General features: G+C 33.6%; 20 protein-coding genes. 11 read left to right on the forward strand and 9 right to left on the reverse strand.

All coding sequences use genetic code 11. The features are described from left to right. Positions 1-101 precede the first annotated feature (101 nt). The 5 genes from dnaB to tgt all read right to left on the reverse strand — a co-directional run bounded on the left by dnaB (position 102) and on the right by tgt (position 6,035). Positions 102-1,646, reverse strand: a complete 1,545-nt coding sequence (dnaB, locus tag K5V07_RS08535) for a replicative DNA helicase (protein WP_086453927.1) — start codon at positions 1,644-1,646, stop codon at positions 102-104. A 151-nt stretch (positions 1,647-1,797) separates the two neighbouring features. After that, positions 1,798-2,751 (reverse strand): acetyl-CoA carboxylase carboxyltransferase subunit alpha, encoded by a 954-nt coding sequence (locus K5V07_RS08540; protein WP_144894222.1) that lies wholly within the window; start codon positions 2,749-2,751, stop codon positions 1,798-1,800. Between the two features lie 115 nt (positions 2,752-2,866). Continuing rightward, complete coding sequence (locus K5V07_RS08545; RefSeq protein WP_221917129.1) at positions 2,867-3,754, reverse strand: DMT family transporter; 888 nt, start codon at positions 3,752-3,754, stop codon at positions 2,867-2,869. Continuing rightward, on the reverse strand, positions 3,741-4,829 hold the full coding sequence (locus K5V07_RS08550; RefSeq protein WP_221917130.1) for an LptF/LptG family permease: 1,089 nt from the start codon (positions 4,827-4,829) through the stop codon (positions 3,741-3,743). Before K5V07_RS08550 ends, K5V07_RS08545 begins: the two co-directional genes overlap by 14 nt. A 75-nt stretch (positions 4,830-4,904) precedes the next feature. After that, positions 4,905-6,035: a tRNA guanosine(34) transglycosylase Tgt gene (gene tgt / locus K5V07_RS08555; protein WP_221917131.1), complete on the reverse strand. Its 1,131-nt coding sequence runs from the start codon at positions 6,033-6,035 to the stop codon at positions 4,905-4,907. A 198-nt stretch (positions 6,036-6,233) separates the two neighbouring features. On the opposite strand from tgt, the gene K5V07_RS08560 reads away from it, so the two are divergent. The 6 genes from K5V07_RS08560 (at position 6,234) to K5V07_RS08585 (ending at position 11,490) form a co-directional block, all read left to right on the forward strand. Then, positions 6,234-6,404, forward strand: a complete 171-nt coding sequence (locus K5V07_RS08560) for a hypothetical protein (protein ID WP_221917132.1) — start codon at positions 6,234-6,236, stop codon at positions 6,402-6,404. A gap of 12 nt (positions 6,405-6,416) precedes the next feature. Then, entirely contained in the window at positions 6,417-6,731 is a 315-nt protein-coding gene (locus tag K5V07_RS08565) for a hypothetical protein (RefSeq protein WP_221917133.1), read from the forward strand. 18 nt (positions 6,732-6,749) lie between these two features. After that, entirely contained in the window at positions 6,750-8,132 is a 1,383-nt protein-coding gene (locus K5V07_RS08570) for an NAD-dependent succinate-semialdehyde dehydrogenase (RefSeq protein WP_221917134.1), read from the forward strand. A 297-nt stretch (positions 8,133-8,429) separates the two neighbouring features. Next, positions 8,430-9,473, forward strand: coding sequence for a site-specific integrase (locus tag K5V07_RS08575; RefSeq protein ID WP_221917135.1), 1,044 nt, complete (start codon positions 8,430-8,432; stop codon positions 9,471-9,473). A 171-nt stretch (positions 9,474-9,644) separates the two neighbouring features. Continuing rightward, a complete protein-coding gene (locus K5V07_RS08580) occupies positions 9,645-10,211 on the forward strand; it encodes a hypothetical protein (protein WP_158728225.1) in 567 nt (188 codons plus the stop codon). 697 nt (positions 10,212-10,908) lie between these two features. After that, the gene (locus tag K5V07_RS08585) at positions 10,909-11,490 is read left to right on the forward strand and encodes a hypothetical protein (RefSeq protein WP_221917136.1); all 582 of its coding nucleotides are present in this window, start codon (positions 10,909-10,911) and stop codon (positions 11,488-11,490) included. Between the two features lie 79 nt (positions 11,491-11,569). Here K5V07_RS08585 and K5V07_RS15005 read toward each other — a convergent pair whose 3' ends face one another. Both K5V07_RS15005 and K5V07_RS15010 read right to left on the reverse strand, forming a co-directional pair. Beyond that, a complete protein-coding gene (locus tag K5V07_RS15005) occupies positions 11,570-12,328 on the reverse strand; it encodes a transposase (RefSeq protein ID WP_255577864.1) in 759 nt (252 codons plus the stop codon). Between the two features lie 3 nt (positions 12,329-12,331). Next, on the reverse strand, positions 12,332-13,219 hold the full coding sequence (locus K5V07_RS15010) for a transposase (protein ID WP_255577865.1): 888 nt from the start codon (positions 13,217-13,219) through the stop codon (positions 12,332-12,334). A gap of 240 nt (positions 13,220-13,459) precedes the next feature. Between K5V07_RS15010 and K5V07_RS08595 the strand changes: the two genes are divergently transcribed. From K5V07_RS08595 to K5V07_RS08610, 4 genes are all read left to right on the forward strand, one after another. After that, positions 13,460-13,993: a hypothetical protein gene (locus tag K5V07_RS08595; RefSeq protein WP_221917137.1), complete on the forward strand. Its 534-nt coding sequence runs from the start codon at positions 13,460-13,462 to the stop codon at positions 13,991-13,993. Positions 13,994-14,180: 187 nt separating this feature from the next. After that, positions 14,181-14,588: a hypothetical protein gene (locus K5V07_RS08600; protein WP_221917138.1), complete on the forward strand. Its 408-nt coding sequence runs from the start codon at positions 14,181-14,183 to the stop codon at positions 14,586-14,588. 196 nt (positions 14,589-14,784) lie between these two features. Further along, on the forward strand, positions 14,785-16,248 hold the full coding sequence (locus K5V07_RS08605) for a two-component regulator propeller domain-containing protein (RefSeq protein WP_221917139.1): 1,464 nt from the start codon (positions 14,785-14,787) through the stop codon (positions 16,246-16,248). Positions 16,249-16,450: 202 nt separating this feature from the next. After that, positions 16,451-17,404 (forward strand): Fic family protein, encoded by a 954-nt coding sequence (locus tag K5V07_RS08610; protein WP_221917140.1) that lies wholly within the window; start codon positions 16,451-16,453, stop codon positions 17,402-17,404. Positions 17,405-17,496: 92 nt separating this feature from the next. On the opposite strand, the gene K5V07_RS08615 is transcribed toward K5V07_RS08610, so the two are convergent. Beyond that, positions 17,497-19,092, reverse strand: a complete 1,596-nt coding sequence (locus K5V07_RS08615; RefSeq protein WP_255577866.1) for an IS1182 family transposase — start codon at positions 19,090-19,092, stop codon at positions 17,497-17,499. A gap of 301 nt (positions 19,093-19,393) precedes the next feature. On the opposite strand from K5V07_RS08615, the gene K5V07_RS08620 reads away from it, so the two are divergent. After that, positions 19,394-19,819 carry a GNAT family N-acetyltransferase gene (locus K5V07_RS08620; RefSeq protein WP_221917141.1) on the forward strand — a complete coding sequence of 142 codons (426 nt, stop codon included), beginning with the start codon at positions 19,394-19,396 and terminating at the stop codon, positions 19,817-19,819. 95 nt (positions 19,820-19,914) lie between these two features. Here the strand turns inward: K5V07_RS08620 and K5V07_RS08625 are convergent, their stop codons facing one another. Further along, positions 19,915-20,169, reverse strand: a complete 255-nt coding sequence (locus tag K5V07_RS08625) for a transposase (protein WP_221917142.1) — start codon at positions 20,167-20,169, stop codon at positions 19,915-19,917. Positions 20,170-20,178 lie beyond the last annotated feature (9 nt).

Here is a 20,178-nt window from a genome sequence, read left to right on the forward strand (position 1 = left end):
ACATTATAATTTCATTAATAATACAATGATAATTTCACCAAAAAAAATGCCCTCAAAAAATATTCATTCGAGGGCATTTTTTAGATTATCAAGATATGCTTTTAAAAGGGCACATCACTATCATCTTCATCATCATTAAAATTACTTCCAAAAGCTTCATTTGCCGATGGTAAATTTTTTGTAATAAAAGGATTGTCATCTTGGTTCATACTAGAAGGCAAATCATCATAACCGCCGCTATAATCCTCTAAGTTGTCAAATTTACCTAAGTGTCCTATAAACTTTAATCGTACGTTTTCTATACTACCATTACGGTGTTTTGCAATCATGATTTCGGCTTGACCTGTGGTTGGCGAAGCTTCGTCATCATCCCATTCGTCTATTTTATAATACTCCGGACGGTACAAGAAGGATACAATATCAGCATCCTGCTCAATAGCTCCAGATTCACGTAAATCAGACAGTAACGGACGTTTACTAGAACCACGCGTTTCTACCGCACGCGAAAGTTGAGAAAGTGCAATAACGGGCACATTCAACTCCTTAGCCAATGCTTTTAAATTTCGGGAAATAGTAGATATTTCTTGCTCTCTGTTTCCGCCTCCTTTACCACTACCTCCTGCAGTCATTAACTGCAAATAATCAACAATTATAATACGGATACCATGTTGGGAAACCAAACGTCTTGCCTTGGCACGTAAATCAAAAATAGATAAGGATGGAGTATCATCAATAAAAAGAGGTGCTTTTTCTAAATTTTTAACTTTGGTACTTAATTGCTCCCACTCGTGTTTTTCTAATTTACCTGTACGCAGTTTTTCAGATGATAATCCAGTCTCGGATGAAATTAAACGTGTAATTAATTGCACCGATGCCATCTCTAAAGAAAATAAGGCAACCGGCATTTTAAAATCAATAGCCATGTTTCTAGCCATAGATAATACAAATGCTGTTTTTCCCATGGCTGGTCTTGCAGCAATAATAATTAAATCACTTGGTTGCCATCCTGATGTAATTTTGTCTAGCTTATCAAAACCAGTTGCTACACCACTTAATCCCTCTTGACCTGCAATTTCTTCAATACGTTTTTTGGCTTGCAGTACAAGACTTTGTGCTGTTTCTGAACTTCGTTTTATGTTTCCTTGAGTAACTTCATAAAGCTTCGATTCGGCTCTGTCTAATAAATCAAAAACATCTGTAGTTTCATCATAAGAATCCTCAATAATTTCAGTTGAAATCCGAATTAAACTTCGCTGAATGAATTTTTGAAGTATAATTCTAGAGTGGAATTCAATATGCGCTGATGAGGATATCTTTTGCGTAAGCTGAATTAAATAGAAATCGCCACCTGCCAACTCTAGTTTTGCGTTTTTCTTCAGCTGAGCCGATACCGTCAATAAATCTATAGGTTGTGTCTCAGTAAACAATTGAACGATGGCTTCAAAAATATGTTTGTGTGCTTCTTTGTAAAAAGCATCTGGTTGCAAAATATCAATTACATCATCAACCCCTTTTTTATCAATCATCATTGCGCCTAGAACAGCTTCCTCTAGTTCAAGTACTTGAGGCTGCAATTTTCCTTTTTCTAAGCTTATTATTGTGCTTTTATCAACCTTTACAGGATTAATATTTCTGAAATTTTCCATAAGGCGAAAGTAACATAAATTAAAAAAAAATCAGCGATGAGTTGTTACAAATAAATGTTGATAACTAACTATTTTTTGTTCATAACCCAAAAAAAATCCGTCTCGACCTAGGTTTTAGTACGAGACGGATGAACTATAAATTTGTAAGATTTTATTCTTTAAACTCTCCCATTTTACTGTATTTCTCCATTCTCTGAGCTATAAGATCAGCTGTTGATAAGTCTTTCAGTTCGTTATAGCCTTTTAAGATATACTGCTCTACTGTTTTAAAGGTAGTTTCTTTATCATAATGAGCTCCTCCTAGCGGTTCTGGTATGATATCATCAACTAATTTTTGCCTTTTCATATCAGCTGAAGTCAGTTTCAAAGCATCGGCGGCTTGTTCTTTGTACTCCCAACTTTTCCATAAAATAGACGAACAAGATTCTGGCGAAATAACAGAGTACCATGTATTTTCCATCATGTATACCTTGTCCCCTACTCCTATTCCTAATGCTCCACCTGATGCACCTTCACCTACAATAATAGTAATAATTGGCACTTTCAAGTTAATCATCTCAAAAATGTTTCTCGCAATAGCTTCTCCTTGTCCGCGCTCTTCAGCCTCAAGACCTGGATAAGCTCCTGGAGTATCAATAAGTGTTACCACTGGAATACCAAATTTCTCGGCCATTTTCATCAAGCGCAATGCTTTTCTATATCCTTCTGGATTTGCCATCCCGAAATTACGAAACTGACGCATTTTAGTATTGATCCCTTTTTGTTGACCAACAAACATAAACGATTGTCCATTAATTTGTCCAAGACCACCTATCATTGCTTTGTCGTCCTTAAAGCCTCTATCCCCAAAAAGTTCCAAAAAAGTACCTTTGGTAAGATTCGTAATATGCTCTAAAACATAAGGCCTATTTGGGTGTCTAGAAAGCTGAACACGTTGCCAAGCCGTTAAGTTTTTATAAATATTCTTTTTTGTCTCTTCTAGTTTCTTGCTGATTTGTTTGCAAGTATTCGTTACATCAACATCTGATTCTTCACCAATAATAAGACATTTGTCCAATTGATCTTCAAGTTCTTTTATTGGAAGCTCAAAATCTAAATATTCCATAGGATTTTTGCGTTTTTGTTTTTATTTCGAACAGCAAATATAAAATTTTAAATCGTTCAAAAAGGTAAATTTAGTATTTATGTGAAAAATTTTGATTCCTAAACCGTGCCAAAAGCTATGTCGTTTTGGATTTCTGGTAGTGTTTGATCACTCCGTTAAGAATCACAGTAATGACAATTATTATGGCACCAATGTAAAACTCAAAACTCATTTTTTCTTTGCCACCCAAAATAAAATAAGCCAAGATTATCCCGTAAACAGGCTCTAAATTTGTGGTAAGCATAACGGTATAAGGTGTGAGTTTTTGCATTACTTTGACCGAGGCGGTAAAAGCATAAGCGGTACACACTGAGGCAAGTATTAATATTAGAATCCAGTTGTTTACTGTCATTTCAAAAAAAGCGGCTGTAAACTTTCCTTGTATGAAAAAGTAGGCAGATATAAATCCAACTCCCGCTACAAACTCATAAAAAGAAATAACCGAAGGATCGTGATTAGCGATTAATTTACCGTTCATCAAGGTAAATAAAACTCCTAGTAATATAGATACCAATGCATACAACATCCCATCAAGATAGTTGATTTCTACTTGCATTATTAAGGCTAACCCGGCAATGATGATGAGTCCAAAAAAAACTTCATACCACAAAACTTTTCTGCCATAAAACAAGGGCTCCAATATGGATGCAAAAAAAGCACCTAATGAAAACACCGATAATGTTATAGACACATTTGAGACATGAATGGCTTTAAAGAAAAAGATCCAATGCAATGCGATTAACAATCCAACAAACATTAACTTCAATAAAGATTTTACCGGAACTTTAAAAGATTTTTTTGAAAACACTAAAAAAGCGGCTATAAAAATGCCTGCAAATAACATCCTGAACCATACCAATGCATCAGCAGATATAGTAATCAAAGCGCCCAAAATGGCGGTAAAACCCCATATAAAAACAATTAAATGGAGGTTTAAATAACTTTTTAAATTATCGTTTTGCATTTCGTAGTAAATAAATGGCTAAAATTCCAAAAACAATATTGGGTAACCATACGGCTAGTAATGGCGGAATACTGGACTTTTCTGCTAGTACCCCAAAGATTTTATCAAAAAATACAAATGAAAAAGCAAGTGCAATTCCTATGGCTAGATTGGTTCCCATTCCGCCTCTTCGTTTCATGGATGAAACAGCGACTGCAATAATGGTTAAAATAAATGCTGAAATGGGTACACTATACTTTTTATATAAAACTACGAGATATACATTTATGTTTGAAGAACCCCGCTCGCGTTCTTTGTCAATAAATGCATTTAATTTACCTAAACTTAAGGTCTCTGCTATATACACAACTGGCGTTAAATCCTCTAAGTCAAAATCAAAAACAGCCTTCTTTTCTGGGAGTTTAACAATAACATCATTTAGTGGGCCTACTGTTCTTTTTGCATAGTCAAACAAAGTGTAGGTACTGTCTTTTGGGTTCCAAGTAATTCTACTGGCTGTAATTTTATGTACCAGTTTATCGTTTTTAAAACGCTCTAGCGAAAAACTAAAAGCCGTCTTAGTATCAGTATTAAAACTGTTTACATAAATAAAATCGGTATCATTTATTTGCCTGTACACATCGGTGTTATCGCCTCTCATGGCTTCTTTACCGCCTCCTTTTAAGTACATGTACCTAAAATTATTGAAGCCTTCACTAGCCGATGGTACCACAAAAAATCCCATCAACAAAACAAAGACTGATACTATAGAAGCACCCATAATGTAAGGCCTCAAAAATCGTGTAAATGAGATTCCTGAACTCAGTATGGCAATAATCTCAGTATCATTGGCCAGTTTTGAAGTAAACCAAATCACCGATAAAAACAAAAATATAGGAAAAAGAGAATTGGCAAAATAAACCGTGAAATTGTAATAGTAAAGCGCTATTTCAACAATAGGAACCTTATTTTCAAGCAGTTTATTAATCTTCTCAGATACATCCACCACAATCCCTATTGGAATAAACAACAACAACATTACCGCAAATGTGGCTAAATATCTTTTAAGAATGTATTTGTCTATTATTGTAAGCATGTTTTTGTTTCAAGTTTAAAGTTTCAGGTTTAAAGCAAACGCCAGAACGTTACACTTGAAACCTGAAACATTTTTTTACAAACGTTGGCTCATGTTTTTAACCATCATCTCTTTCCAAGGTTTAAAGTCTCCTGCTAAGATGTGTTTTCTAGCCTCGCGCACTAACCACATGTAAAATCCAAGATTGTGAATGGTAGCAATTTGTTTTCCTAAGTATTCATTTGCTGCAAAAAGGTGACGCAAATAGGCTTTTGTATATTCTGTATCAACAAAGGTGATTCCCATTTCATCAATGACTGAAAAATCAGCTTCCCACTTCTTGTTCTTTATGTTTATGGTACCATGAGCCGTAAACAACATTCCGTTACGGGCATTACGTGTAGGCATCACACAGTCAAACATGTCAATACCCAAAGCAATATTTTCAAGAATGTTTATGGGCGTTCCCACACCCATTAAATATCTTGGTTTATCCTCAGGTAATATTTCACACACTACTTCGGTCATGGCATACATTTCCTCAGCTGGTTCCCCTACAGATAAGCCACCTATGGCATTACCTTGTTGGTTAGAATTGGCAATATATTCAGCTGATTGTCTTCGTAAATCTTTATACGTACTTCCTTGAACAATTGGGAAAAAAGTTTGCTCATACCCGTACTTAAACGGTAACGTGTCCAGGTGATTGATGCAACGGTCTAGCCAGCGGTGCGTCATTTTCATGGAGCGCTTGGCATAATTGTAATCACAAGGATAAGGCGTACACTCATCAAATGCCATTATGATATCAGCACCTATTGTTCGCTGAATTTCCATAACATTCTCAGGCGTGAAAAAATGGTAAGAACCATCAATGTGGGATTTAAACTTAACGCCCTCTTCCTTAATTTTTCTATTGGCACTCAAAGAATATACTTGGTACCCACCAGAATCAGTCAAAATATTGCGATCCCAGTTCATAAACTTATGCAAACCGCCTGCTTTTTCAAGAATTTCAGTTTGCGGACGCAAGTATAAGTGATAGGTATTCCCCAGAATAATATCTGGATTAATATCGTTTTTTAATTCCCTTTGGTGTACTCCTTTTACAGAGGCTACAGTACCTACAGGCATAAAAATTGGCGTTTCAATCACACCGTGATCTGTTGTAATTGTTCCCGCTCTGGCCTTAGATAGCGGATCATTTTTTAATAAATCAAACTTCATATAACTTTTTTACTGTTGGCAAAGATAACAGAATTACAATTTGGGAATACCTAATTCTGTTTTTTTAATACTGATTTCTTATTTTGAATGAATAATAGCACTTATAACAAGAATATTATAACTTAATTTAGAAATACTGTAACACTCTTAAAGTAAAAAATACTGAAATTTGGGGTAACAATTTAAAACTAAAATATCATGCAAACTATACTCAAAAAAATCATTCCGTTAGTTCTAATTTCATTTTTTTTTACTAGTTGCTCGGTAGTAGAAGGTATCTTTAAAGCAGGAATGGGAGTTGGCATATTTATAGTCATTGCCGTAATAGCAGTGATCGTTTGGATTATTAGCCGAATTACAAAAAAATAAAACATAGAAATCATGAAAAAGGATACCACTAAGGTTGCTGCCGAAAGTTCTAAAAGTACTATTGAGAAAAACCTGGAAAAATTAGAGTATCCAGCCACAGAGGATATTTTTGTTCAATTGGACCAAGACAAAAAAATTGATATAGATGCGATTCCGAATAATAAGAAATTAGAAAATAAACCAGAACTTTGGGACGAAAATGCGTTGCCAACACAAGGAATTGGAAGTGATTTAGACATTCCCGGTTCAGAACTGGATGACGCTCAAGAACAAGTGGGCAGTGAAGACGAAGAAAATAATTTTTACAGCGAAAGCGACACTAAATAATCCCTTAAAAACATCATTATGGCTATCAAATCCGTTAATCCATATACCTTAGAAACGCTAAAAACGTTTGACGAAATTACAGATTCCCAGTTAGAACAAGCAATTGACAATGCGCATGACGCTTACTTAGACTGGAAAAAAACAAGCTACGCAGATCGTGCAGATTTACTACATAAAATTGCTGCTACCTTTCGATCAAAAAAGAAAGAATTGTCTGAAATGATCACCACCGAAATGGGGAAATTAATCGGACAATCAGAATATGAAATTGAATATTGCGCCAATATTTTTGAATATTATGCCAAAAATGGAGCTGAATTTTTAGCCGATCAAAAAATAACTACTGCAGTAGGCGAAGCCGTTTTGACCAAAGCCCCAATTGGTGTTATTCTTGCCGTTGAGCCTTGGAATTTTCCATTCTATCAAGTTGCCCGCGTAGTTGCTCCAAATTTAATGATTGGGAATACCATCGTGCTCAAACATTCCTCAAACGTGCCGCAATGTGCCCAAGCATTTCAAGATATTTTTACCCAAATACAAGCTCCAAAAGGTTTATACACCAACTTGTTTTTATCTTCGAAAAAGATTGAAAAACTAATTGAAAACCCAAAAATTCAAGGTGCTTGTTTAACCGGAAGTGAAAAAGCAGGCGCATCACTAGCCCAATTTGCTGGGAAAAACATTAAAAAATCAGTACTAGAACTGGGCGGAAATGATCCGTTTATTGTTTTGGAAGATGCCGATATTGACCGTGCTACCGACTTAGCAATTAAAGGCCGAATGATCAATAACGGACAAAGTTGCGTGGCTTCAAAAAGATTTATCGTTTTAGAGCAAGTAGCCGATGCGTTTTTAGAAAAATTTACAAAAAAAATGGAAGCCTTGAAACTGGGTGATCCCATGGACAAAGAAACGCAACTGGGTCCATTATCCAGTCAAGATGCCCTAGACACCTTACTAGACCAAGTTAACACCACCATAAAACAAGGCGCAACGGTTGTTACTGGAGGAAAGCAAGCAAATTTAAAAGGCGCTTTCATGCAACCTACCATTTTAACCCATTTAAAACCAGATATGCTCGCGTATCAAGAAGAATTATTTGGTCCTGTAGCCAGTTTTTACCGCGTAAAAAATGATGAAGAAGCCATTGAATTGGCCAATGCTACTCGATTTGGTCTAGGAAGTTCCATTTTTTCAAAAGACATGGAAAGAGCAAAAAATATGGCAAAACAAATCGATTCTGGAATGGTTTTCATCAATCAACCCACAAAATCAAACGAAAGTTTACCCTTTGGCGGAACAAAAAGATCGGGTTATGGTAGAGAACTTTCAGCATTGGGGATGGATGAATTTGTAAATAAGAAATTAATTCATGCCGTTTCAGAAACCGACATCTTATAAATCAATCCACATTTTAAGAGTCCCACTTCGGTGGGATTTTTTTTGGTACTGGTAAAAAAACAAAATCCAAATCAAAAAACACCTTCCTACACTCCATTCCCACAAAACAGCATTCATTTCCTTTTGGGTGTACCCCTACGTAAAAACTTCGTGTCGGGCTTTCGGCTTTATCTTTCCGTTACACTACAAGGATACCACCTCTATCCCTTACACAAAAAAAGACACCCCTTCATTCTACAAGATGGAGTAAAAATCTTAAAAAAAAATTGTATCTTTCAACCCCAAAAAAGAGGCACAATGAACTGGAAAGCAGCACCCTTAAAACACAAAGACGAAAATAGAATTGCTCTCTATTTTGAAAAAAACCAAGATCTTATTCAACAAGTCAAGCAAATAAGCGGCGCTAGATGGAGCCAACAAAAAAAACTGTGGCACATACCCGATACTATTGAAAACCGAATCCAGTTTCAAATTCAAGCAGACCCCACACAGCAAATTTCTCTAGAAGCAATTCATTATTTGGAAAAATTCAAACAATGGCTGCAATCCAAACGCTATAGCCAAAACACCATAACCACCTACTCTGAGGCCCTAAAAACATTTTTGCTCTTTTTTCCAGAAAAAAACATCCCCGACATTGACAATAATGATGTAATCCTATTCAACAACAACTACATTCTTAATAAAAAATTATCTGAATCCTATCAAAACCAAATTGTAAATGCCATCAAACTCTTTTTTAAAATAGTAATGGACACTAAAATTGACATTGACAAAATACATAGACCAAAACGCGCCAAAGTATTACCCAATGTACTGAGCAAGGCAGAAGTAAAACTAATTTTGAATGCCCACAGCAACCTCAAACACAAAACAATGCTTTCCTTGATTTATAGTTGTGGCTTGCGCTGTGGTGAATTATTAGCACTGCAACCCGTTCATATCGATTCCAAAAGAAACTTGGTTTTACTAAAAAAAGCAAAAGGTCAAAAAGATCGCATTGCTCCATTGTCGCCCAAAATTTTAGAAATGCTTCGGGAATATTATATCATTCACAAACCCATGAAATACTTATTTGAAGGACAAATCAAAGGTCAACCCTATGATGCCAGAAGTTTACAACTCATATTGAAACAGGCGCTTAAAAAAGCAGGAATAACAAAGCCCGCCACTTTGCACTGGTTGCGACATAGTTTTGCTACACACTTACTAGAAAGTGGTACCGATTTACGCTACATTCAAGAATTACTAGGGCATAGCAGCAGTAAAACTACCGAAATTTACACGCACGTAAGTACGAAAAGTTTGCAACAAATTAAAAGTCCGTTTGATGATTTATAAGAGAAATTTACTATATTTGAAAAAACAAAAAGCGAAACAAACCTTCGCCAATCTACCCAAATTTGGGCGTATACACGAAAGTTTGTTTCGCATATATACTAGTTAGCAGTAATCTTTCGCAATAACCTAAAAACAAGCGTTTTAATATGAATAAAAGTTATTAAGATTTTTATGAAAAAACTAATTCAAATATTCATTTTATTACTTTTAATATCTTGTAAAAAAGATAAAAACTCAACTTTGGACAGCGAAATTTTCACTTTAAATAAATTAGAATTTTCAATCGAAAAAGTAATTATTGAAACAGTACCTGAACTTCCAAAACAAGAAAACGTTCATTTAGTAGTTAAAATTTATAATCCAACTCAGAAATTAATAAAACTTCCTGTAAATGGAATAAAATACAAAGAAGACGAACTAAATGAACAAAGTCTATTTAGCATAAAAACAAAGCATAATAAATATTCTTGTGCTTCCTATTTATTAAAAGATAAAGTTGATACGATGTCTGTTATGCCTAAAAACATTTGCTATATTTTCCTATCAGTTATTGACAATAATATTAGAAATAAAAAACTTGAAAATTCAATCTTACAATATGATTTAATTGATAAATCATTTCATAAGAAAACTGAAATTGATAGTAAAAAAATATCAACATTAAATCTAAAACATAGACTTAATCTTGAAGAAGCAATTAAATTATGTCACGGAACTATAAATCGAAATAAATATTAAGACTACTGCTAACACACACTACAAGCAATTTGGGTATTTGGCTTAATTTAAATATGGTTTTGTATTTGGAAGATTTGGCAAATCCGAAAATAGAGCTTAATTTAGTCCCAAACTACTTGTAGCGCGGGAACGTTATGCGTAATTGGCAGTAGACTACAGTGTTTCTTGCACAATGAATTTTTGGGATATTTTTTTTGGGATGTTTGGAAGAATAAAGCATTTAGGCTTCAAGTCTTTCGATTGAGAATCGTAGAAAGTTCACTTTCAATACGTTTGACAACGTAAAAGACTTGGCTAAGTTATCGAAAATAAATGACAAAGTCAATACTTTAGTTTCGAAAACTTAAACATCACAAAAAAAATAGAGCCCTAAAACCCCTATTATTAACTTCGCCTAGCAGGCTTGCTAAGCGCAATAAATAATTGGTTTCATTGATTTGGGTTGTGCTGAAAGAAAAGATAAGAGTAGTCTATCCAACTCCGTTACTGATAAGGATATAGATTGTAAATAGATCAGTAACTACGCATAACACGGGCTAAGCAAAATGCCTTCCGCTTCTTTGGATAAAATAGTACAAATTAAAAAATTTGGCTATTTTAGCAATTATTAGTGAAGCGGGCGAAAGAAGGCACTTCGCCTAGCCCGATAACGTTAGTGGCAATACGAGCGCAGAAACGGAAAAACAACACTTTAACTATGAAAAATAGTATTTTAATAATTATTTCTATTGCTTTTATTTCTTGTCAACCGAAATCTGAATTTAAAAAAATGGATTTTGATACTTTTGAAATAACTGTTCCTGAAAATTGGAATGAAATAGAATTGAAAAGCATTGATAGTTATGTTGGCGGTATTCAAACTAGTGAAAATGACACATTAATTTTTGATATTGGAGCGTATTCTCCAGATGTCTCAAAAAATGATTTACCATTGGTTTTCGATAAAAAAAGTTACGCCGAACTTAATGAAAAGCAGAAAATACTCTTAAAGAAAACTAAACATTTAATTGTTGATTCAATTACTGGAAATATTGATTTTAAAAATTATTTACGTCAAAAATCTGAAAATGTAAAAATTGATTGTTTCAAAGCAAAAATAATTACAACAAGAAATAAAGGATTTGGAACAACTGGAATGTATATTGATAGCTTAAAAGGTGGAGATCAAAATTCAAATAAAACTAGATTTTCATTTTATGGAGAAAACCTTAAAGAGAAAACTGAAAAAGATTTTATAAAAGCATTGAAAACAATCAAATTGAAAAAGTACTGCCACTAACACACGTAGCTGTTGCGCAACTCTCTTAAAAAAGTAAAATTTCAAGATAAGCATAAAAAACAACCTCGTTTAAGGATTTTTAAGCGAGGTTTATTTTTGGTTTTAGGTTGTAGTTTGTAAAAATAAAAAGCCTTAAAAAGTCGGTTTTCAAGTCAATGAAAGCTGTTTTTAGAGAAGTTGGTACTTTTGCTTGTATTTCACTTACAACTCCGGCTTTTGTTTTTGTTTTTTTGGTGATAAACTTCAAGTATTTCTTGAGATTATAGGTTAATGCTGCCATCAAAACGTGTTTGTTGGCTTGCTTGATTCCTCTTGTGTTTACGCGCTTCATATTGGTAAAATTGACCAACGTTCCTATTACTGGTTCTACGGTTTTACTTCTCACTCGTACCATTTGCTTGGCATAGCGTGCGTTTTGAGTCAGTTTTTGGTGCATTCGATCGTAGTGTTCTTTGTGGATGCTGTGATCTATCTTTTTATACTTAGTGCTTTTTCCGCAGCATTGTTCTCGTAGTGGACAGTTTTTGCAATCGCGCTCACTACTTCGATAGCTGTATTTGGTGTAGCTTTTGCTATCGTTTTTTTCGCCTTTAAAGAGTAAAATGGCCTTGTTGGAACCTTCTTTGATACATTCGTATTGATTCAATTCTTTGTTGAAAATAAAACCTTCTCGCTCGGGTTTGTACTGTCCGAAGTTTGGAATATAGGCATCGATGTTTTTTTGGTTCAAATACTTTAAAGCTTCTCCACTACTGTAACCGCCATCGGCTAAAAGTTCTTCTAATTCAATGCCGTTTTCATTTAGGTTTTCCTGTGTTAGTTCAACTATTTTTTGCACACATTATCTCATTATAATTTTATTTTCATAGGTATTCGATGAATCTCCTTCGTCGATTTGACTATCGCGTTTGTCTGCAAAATCAGAACAGGCGCCTGTTATTACATGATGCGCATCGTCTACAGCTATTTGTCCAAAATAGTTTAACTGTCTTGCTTTTCCTGGTTTTACACTTACCCTAGCATCAGAATCTGTGGGGGAATAATGCGTATGATTCGATACAAATCTCGGACGTATTGAATTGCCGTGCTCATCTACTTTATCAAGGTTGAAGTTGGGATTGGGTTGGCTCTTATAAGCTTCTTTTTTCCAATTGTGGTGTTGTTCTACTAATTTCTTTCTGGTGCTGGTAGTTTTAAATTCGCTGTTTTCTTCTAATTCATCTACAAAGGCACTGGCATCTTCCAATACTTCTTTCTCTACCAAACTATCCATAGAGGCATTGGCTTTGATAAAAACACTGTCCACGGCTTGACGTTTGCCGCGAATCATACCTTTAGAAACACACAGCTTTAAAACGGCTTTAAACAAACTTAAAAACACTTCTTCACCATATAACTGACGCGTGCGACTAATGGTGCTGTGCCAAGGTAAAGCCTCATCAATGTCATACCGAATAAAAAGGCGAACATCTAAACAATTTGAGCAATATTCGATGAGTTTCCTATCCGAATTTATATTGTTTAAATAGCCAACCAAACAGATTTTGAAAAACACAACAGGATCAATGCTCTCCTGTCCTTCGTCTCCATAATACTTTGCAGTAGCTTTATATAAAAAATGAAAATCAATAGCTGTATCAAGCAATCGATAAAAATTATGCTCAGGAATCAGGTCCTGTAAATGAACTTGATAGAGCATTTTTGGCGTGAGTTCTTTTCTTCCTTGCATAGTTAAAAATACAATTTCTTTTACTTTTTTGCAAGTTTTTTTTGATATATTTGTTCGAGTTGTGCAACAAGCACACACGCTACAAGCAATTTGGGTATTAGGCTTAATTTGAAATTGGTTTTGTATTTGGAAGATTTGGCAAATCCGAATAATGGGCTTAATTTAGTCCCAAACTGCTTTTAGCGCGGGAACGTTACCAGCTAGTTTAGAGCAACAGAATCCAAAAAAAACATATTTATAGTGGAAATAATATTAGAACGGAATTTAGACTTTCATCAATTCAAAAATGTATTTATTCTCAATTTCATGTGTGTGTTTGTATTCCTGATGCTAATGAAAGTTGAGCCTGATTTAATAATGAACCTATTAAAACTCATTTGTGGAATAGCAGTCGTCGTTTGTGTTTGTTTAATGCTATTGAAAAAAGGAATTGTAATTGAAAATAAGTTAATTCATATTGGTTATTATTTGTTTGGTTTAAAACTATTTAAGCAAAAAGTAGAAACTGAAAATATGAAAATTATTACTTTGCTTCAATTTATAAAATCAACCAATTATAATTATGAAAAGCGTCATCCGAGCAATGTGACACGTTGGGAACCAAATTTAAATTATCAATCAAATTCATTTCAGTTATTCCTTTTGAATGAAAATCATACAGAAAAGAAGAAAGTATTGAGTTTAGTCAAAGAGCAAAATTCAAATAAGGCAATCGAATTTATTACAAAAAATACAAATTTGAAAATGGAAATTTATAATCCGAATTTTGAATAAAAACCAGCTGGTAACAGCTACTACAACGGATTTGGGCAATAGGGTTAATGGAAAGTTGGTTTTGTATTTGGGATAATTTGGCAAATCCGAAAATAGGGCTTAATTTAGTCCCAAACCCGCTGTAGTAGCGGAACGTTACCAGCAATTGTAACGCAACTCAAGAATCTAGCGCAATTTTTAAATCAATATGCAATCAAACATCAGTAAAACAAAAATAGTAGTTTGTATTTCAGTAGTAGCTTTGTTAATTACAAATTGCAACAGAAAAACTGATTCTGAAAACAAAATCACTATAACAATAAATTCAGTTGACAGTGAAACCAAACAACGCAGAATTAACACGTTTGATACCATTGAAGTTAGAAAAGAAAAAATAGGATGGAACTTAATGAGACGTTATCCAATAGATGGAAAATATATTACAGATTCTATGGGTTCAGTTAAAATTAAAATTGATAGTACTTGTGGGTACAGATTTATGCTTAATAGAAGAGGTTATTATGGTTCAGAAAGTTTTGCTGAACCATTCACTAAAGAAAAGCTGAAAGATGGTCAAAAAGTAAATATAGAAGCTATATCTCTTGAAAAAAGATAGATGCCGTGACAAAGAACAACTGCTGGTAACAGCCACTACAACGGATTTGGGCATTGGGCTTAATGGAAAGATGGTTTTGTATTTGGGATGATTTGGCAAATCCGAAGAATAGGCTTAATTTAGTCCCAAACCCGCTATAGTGCCAAGACGTTACCAGCAATATTGCCTCAACAGAAACTTAAAAAATAATTATCAAGTGAAAAAAACAATATTAATTTTATTGACTACGTATTTCTCTTTCAATTTAAATGCTCAAAATTTGTTTCCTGTTAAATTAGAAAACTGTAAGGCAGACAAGTTTTGTCTTGACTGTGGGGATACTAAAACAACATTTAAAGAGAAAGAGTTTGAAAAATTACAAGAACGATTAAACGAATCGTTAAACCTTAAGGGTATTAGCGGTACTGTTAAGTTTCAAGTTTTGGTTGATTCAAAAGGTAAAGGTTGTGTACTTAGTCATAATGATAAATCAAATAGTCCAATTTCTCTAAAAGCCATTGAAGAGTTAAATAATTTCAATAAATGGTTACCTGCAATAACTAAAAACAAGAAAGAAGAAAAAGTTTCAATAACATTGTTATTTACAGTAAAGGACGACATAATCTCTGGCAAAATTGAAAGAGTAGATATTGATGCTTTTAAAATGTCTTTTGACAAACCAAATAGCCCAGAAATATTTAACAAAAACTACACTTATAAAAATGAAAATATAAAAAATTATAAAATGACTGTTTGGAATACAAAAAATTCCAAACTCACAGACAATTCCCTAGATAATATTTCTTTCGACAAAGATGGAGTGCTTTGGTTGATTGTAGATAATGGCGTTCAATTATTTAATGGTTCAGAATTTAGCAATCTTGAAGCAAACAATACAAACACTAAAGTTAAAGAAAGTTATTTCGCTATTGGAGTAGATAACAACAATACAAAATGGTTTGACGGATTACAAAGTATTTATAGTTATAATAAAATTTGGAATAAACATGATATCAATGAAATTGGAATTGATGGAGCATATGATATAATTAATAATTCAAAAACAGATGAACTTTTCTTTTGTTCAGACAAAGGATTAACTATTTTCTCAAATGGAAAATGGAAAACTATAAATAAAGAAATTGTAAAAGAATTACCGTCAAATAGAGTATATTTTGCTAAAAAAGATTCAAAAAACAGAATCTGGATTGGAACATTTAACGGATCAACTATGATTGATGAAAATGGTAAGGCAACTAGCTTTGAAAATACATCAACCGTATTGAAAGGAAAATGTATAACTTCAATGGATGAAGATGAGAATGGAAATATTTATTTTTCACTTTATGAATTTGGAGATAAAAATGCGGGACAAGTAAACAGGGATGAAGGCATAGCAATATGCTATGCAGACGGAACTTTCAAACAATTTACAACAGCTAATTCAGGAATGCCTTTTAATCATACTAATTGTGTTCTTTATGACAAGGCAGAAAAAGTTCTTTGGATATCAACCGACAGAGCTGGTTTAGTAAGATATGATTTAAACAATAATTGGGAGAATTACCATAATGAAAATTCTGAAATTCCAACATCTTATATTTCTAAAATGACTTTTGATAGAAATGGAAATCTATATTTAGCAACCCGTCAAGGATTAGTGAAAATTGAAAGAAAATAAATACTGCTGGTAACAGCGGTTTCGCAAGATTTGGATTTTAGGCTTAATTTAAAATTGGTTCTGTATTTGGGAAATTTGTGTTTAGCCGAAAAACAAGTCTAAATTTAGTCCCAAACCTCGCGAAGCCGCGGAACGTTAGCAACAATAATTTTGGAGACTGCAGAAAAAATGCTACTTTTGATAATATCAAATGATAGTATCAATGAAACCACCATACGACATAACGCTTAAAATTTTAAAATTGATAAGTTCTATTTCCGAAAAAATTGGAGAAGTAAATGCTAATTATCTAAATAAGCAATCTCCACAACTTCGTAAACAAAATAGAATCAAAACTATACACTCATCTTTACAGATTGAAGGTAATACATTAACTGAGGAACAAATTACTGCATTGATTGAAAACAAAAGAGTAATTGGTCCAAAAAAAGATGTCTTAGAAGTATTAAATGCAATTACGGTTTATGACAAACTTGAAGAATATAAGTTTTCATCTGATAAAAACTTTTTAAAAGCACATCTTGAGTTAATGAATGGTCTAATTGAGAGTGCAGGAAAATATAGAAAACAAGGTGTTGGAATAGTTAAAGGAACAAAAGTAGAACACATTGCCCCTCCTCATGAAAATGTTCCGCATCTAATGAAAGACTTATTTGAATATCTTAAAGACTCTGATGAATTGACATTAATAAAAAGTTGTGTTTTTCATTATGAAATGGAATTCATACATCCTTTTTTAGATGGTAATGGAAGAATGGGAAGATTATGGCAAACTTTAATTTTAATGTCTGAATATCCAATTTTTGAGTTTTTGCCATTTGAAACATTAATCAGCCAAACGCAAGATGATTATTATAGATCTTTGTCATTAAGTGATAAATCAGGAAAATCAACATATTTTATAGAATACATGCTTGATGTAATTGATAAATCTTTAGGCAGTTTACTTAATTACAATAATAGAATTTTAAAAGACTTAGACAGATTAGAATACTTTCTAAAACTTGGCATAAAAGAATTTACTAGAAAAGATTATATGAATATTTTCAAAGACCTTTCTTCTGCAACTGCTAGTAGAGATTTGAAAAAGGGAATCGAATTAAACATGTTTGAAAGTGTTGGAAATCTGAACAAAACGAAATACATCGTGAAATAATTACTGTTGCTAACACACGTAGCTGTTGCGCAACTCTCTTAAAAAAGTAAAATTTCAAGATAAGCATAAAAAACAACCTCGTTTAAGGATTTTTAAGCGAGGTTTATTTTTGGTTTTAGGTTGTAGTTTGTAAAAATAAAAAGCCTTAAAAAGTCGGTATTCAAGTCAATGAAAGCTGTTTTTAGAGAAGTTGGTACTTTTGCTTGTATTTCACTTACAACTCCGGCTTTTGTTTTTGTTTTTTTGGTGATAAACTTCAAGTATTTCTTGAGATTATAGGTTAATGCTGCCATCAAAACGTGTTTGTTGGCTTGCTTGATTCCTCTTGTGTTTACGCGCTTCATATTGGTAAAATTGACCAACGTTCCTATTACTGGTTCTACGGTTTTACTTCTCACTCGCACCATTTGCTTGGCATAGCGTGCGTTTTGAGTCAGTTTTTGGTGCATTCGATCGTAGTGTTCTTTGTGGATGCTGTGATCTATCTTTTTATACTTAGTGCTTTTTCCGCAGCATTGTTCTCGTAGTGGACAGTTTTTGCAATCGCGCTCACTACTTCGATAGCTGTATTTGGTGTAGCTTTTGCTATCGTTCTTTTCGCCTTTAAAAAGCAAAATTGCCTTGTTGGAACCTTCTTTGATACATTCATATTGGTTCAGTTCTTTGTTGAAAATAAAACCTTCTCGCTCGGGTTTGTACTGTCCGAAGTTTGGAATATAGGCATCGATGTTTTTTTGGTTCAAATACTTTAAAGCTTCTCCACTACTGTAACCTCCATCGGCTAAAAGTTCTTCTAATTCAATGCCGTTTTCATTTAGGTTTTCCTCTGTTAATTCTACTATTTTTTCCACACACTGACTATCGCGTTTGTCTGCAAAATCAGAACAGGCGCCTGTTATTACATGATGGGCATCGTCTACAGCGATTTGGCCAAAATAGTTTAACTGCCTTGCTTTGCCTGGTTTTACACTTACCCTAGCATCAGAATCTGTGGGAGAATAATGCGTATGATTCGATACAAATCTCGGACGTATTGAATTGCCGTGTTCATCTACTTTATCAATGTTGAAGTTGGGATTGGGTTGGCTCTTATAAGCTTCTTTTTTCCAATTGTGGTGTTGTACTACTAGTTTCTTTCTGGTGCTGGTAGTTTTAAATTCACTGTTTTCTTCTAATTCATCTACAAAGGCACTGGCATCTTCCAATACTTCTTTCTCTACCAAACTATCCATAGAGGCATTGGCTTTGATAAAAACGCTGTCTACGGCTTGACGCTTGCCGCGAATCATACCTTTAGAAACACACAGCTTTAAAACGGCTTTAAACAAACTTAAAAACACTTCTTCACCATATAACTGACGCGTGCGACTAATGGTGCTGTGCCAAGGTAAAGCCTCATCAATGTCATACCGAATAAAAAGGCGAACATCTAAACAATTTGAGCAATATTCGATGAGTTTCCTGTCCGAATTTATGTTGTTTAAATAGCCAACCAAACAGATTTTGAAAAACACAACGGGATCAATGCTCTCCTGTCCTTCGTCTCCATAATACTTTGCAGTAGCTTTATATAAAAAATGAAAATCAATAGCTGTATCAAGCAATCGATAAAAATTATGCTCAGGAATCAGGTCCTGTAAATGAACTTGATAGAGCATTTTTGGCGTGAGTTCTTTTCTTCCTTGCATAGTTAAAAATACAATTTCTTTTACTTTTTTGCAAGTTTTTTTTGATATATTTGTTCGAGTTGTGCAACAAGCACACACGCTACAAGCAATTTGGGTATTAGGCTTAATTTGAAATTGGTTTTGTATTTGGAAGATTTGGCAAATCCGAAAAATGGGATTAATTTAGTCCCAAACTGCTTTTAGCGCGGGGACGTTGTGCGTAATTCTACCGTGTTACCAGAAAATCATGACTTTTATTCAAAATTTGAAATAAAATAGTAACTTAATAAAATTGTATTTTTGAAAAAAATACTTAAAAAAAATGAAAACAGCTATTTTAAACAAAAATGAATTAAACAAAGACATTAAAGTGCAAGTTTCTGAATTATTCCGTCAATTAAGTCCAAACAAAATTCAGTTAGAACTTGAAGAAATATTGAATGAGAAAAACCAAATTACAATTGCATATTGTGAGGATAATAATAAAATAATTGGAATTGCATTAATGTGTACTTACAAAGTTATATCCGGAAACAAGGGGTGGATTGAAGATGTAGTTGTAGACTCAGCTTCACGAGGAAAAGGAATAGGAAGAAAACTGATAAACTTATTAGTTAAAGTAGGTGAAGAAAAAGAACTTTCTGAAATACTTCTTTTTACAGAAGACCATAGATTGGCTGCAATAAATTTATATTCAAGCGTTGGATTTAAACTTAAAGACAGTAAAATATATTGTAAGAAAAAATAATAAGAACTACGCACAACAGCAGTAGCTGTTGCGCAACTCTCTTAAAAAAGTAAAATTTCAAGATAAGCATAAAAAATAACCTCGTTTAAGGATTTTTAAGCGAGGTTTATTTTTGGTTTTAGGTTGTAGTTTGTAAAAATAAAATGCCTTAAAAAGTCGGTTTTCAAGTCAATGAAAGCTGTTTTTAGAGAAGTTGGTACTTTTGCTTGTATTACACTTACAACTCCGGCTTTTGTTTTTGTTTTTTTGGTGATAAACTTCAAGTATTTCTTGAGATTATAGGTTAATGCTGCCATCAAAACGTGTTTGTTGGCTTGCTTGATTCCTCTTGTGTTTACGCGATTACTCACAAGTTTTTA

The organism is Flavobacterium sp. CHNK8, assembly GCF_019774515.1.
Classification (GTDB): Bacteria; Bacteroidota; Bacteroidia; order Flavobacteriales; family Flavobacteriaceae; genus Flavobacterium; species Flavobacterium tiangeerense.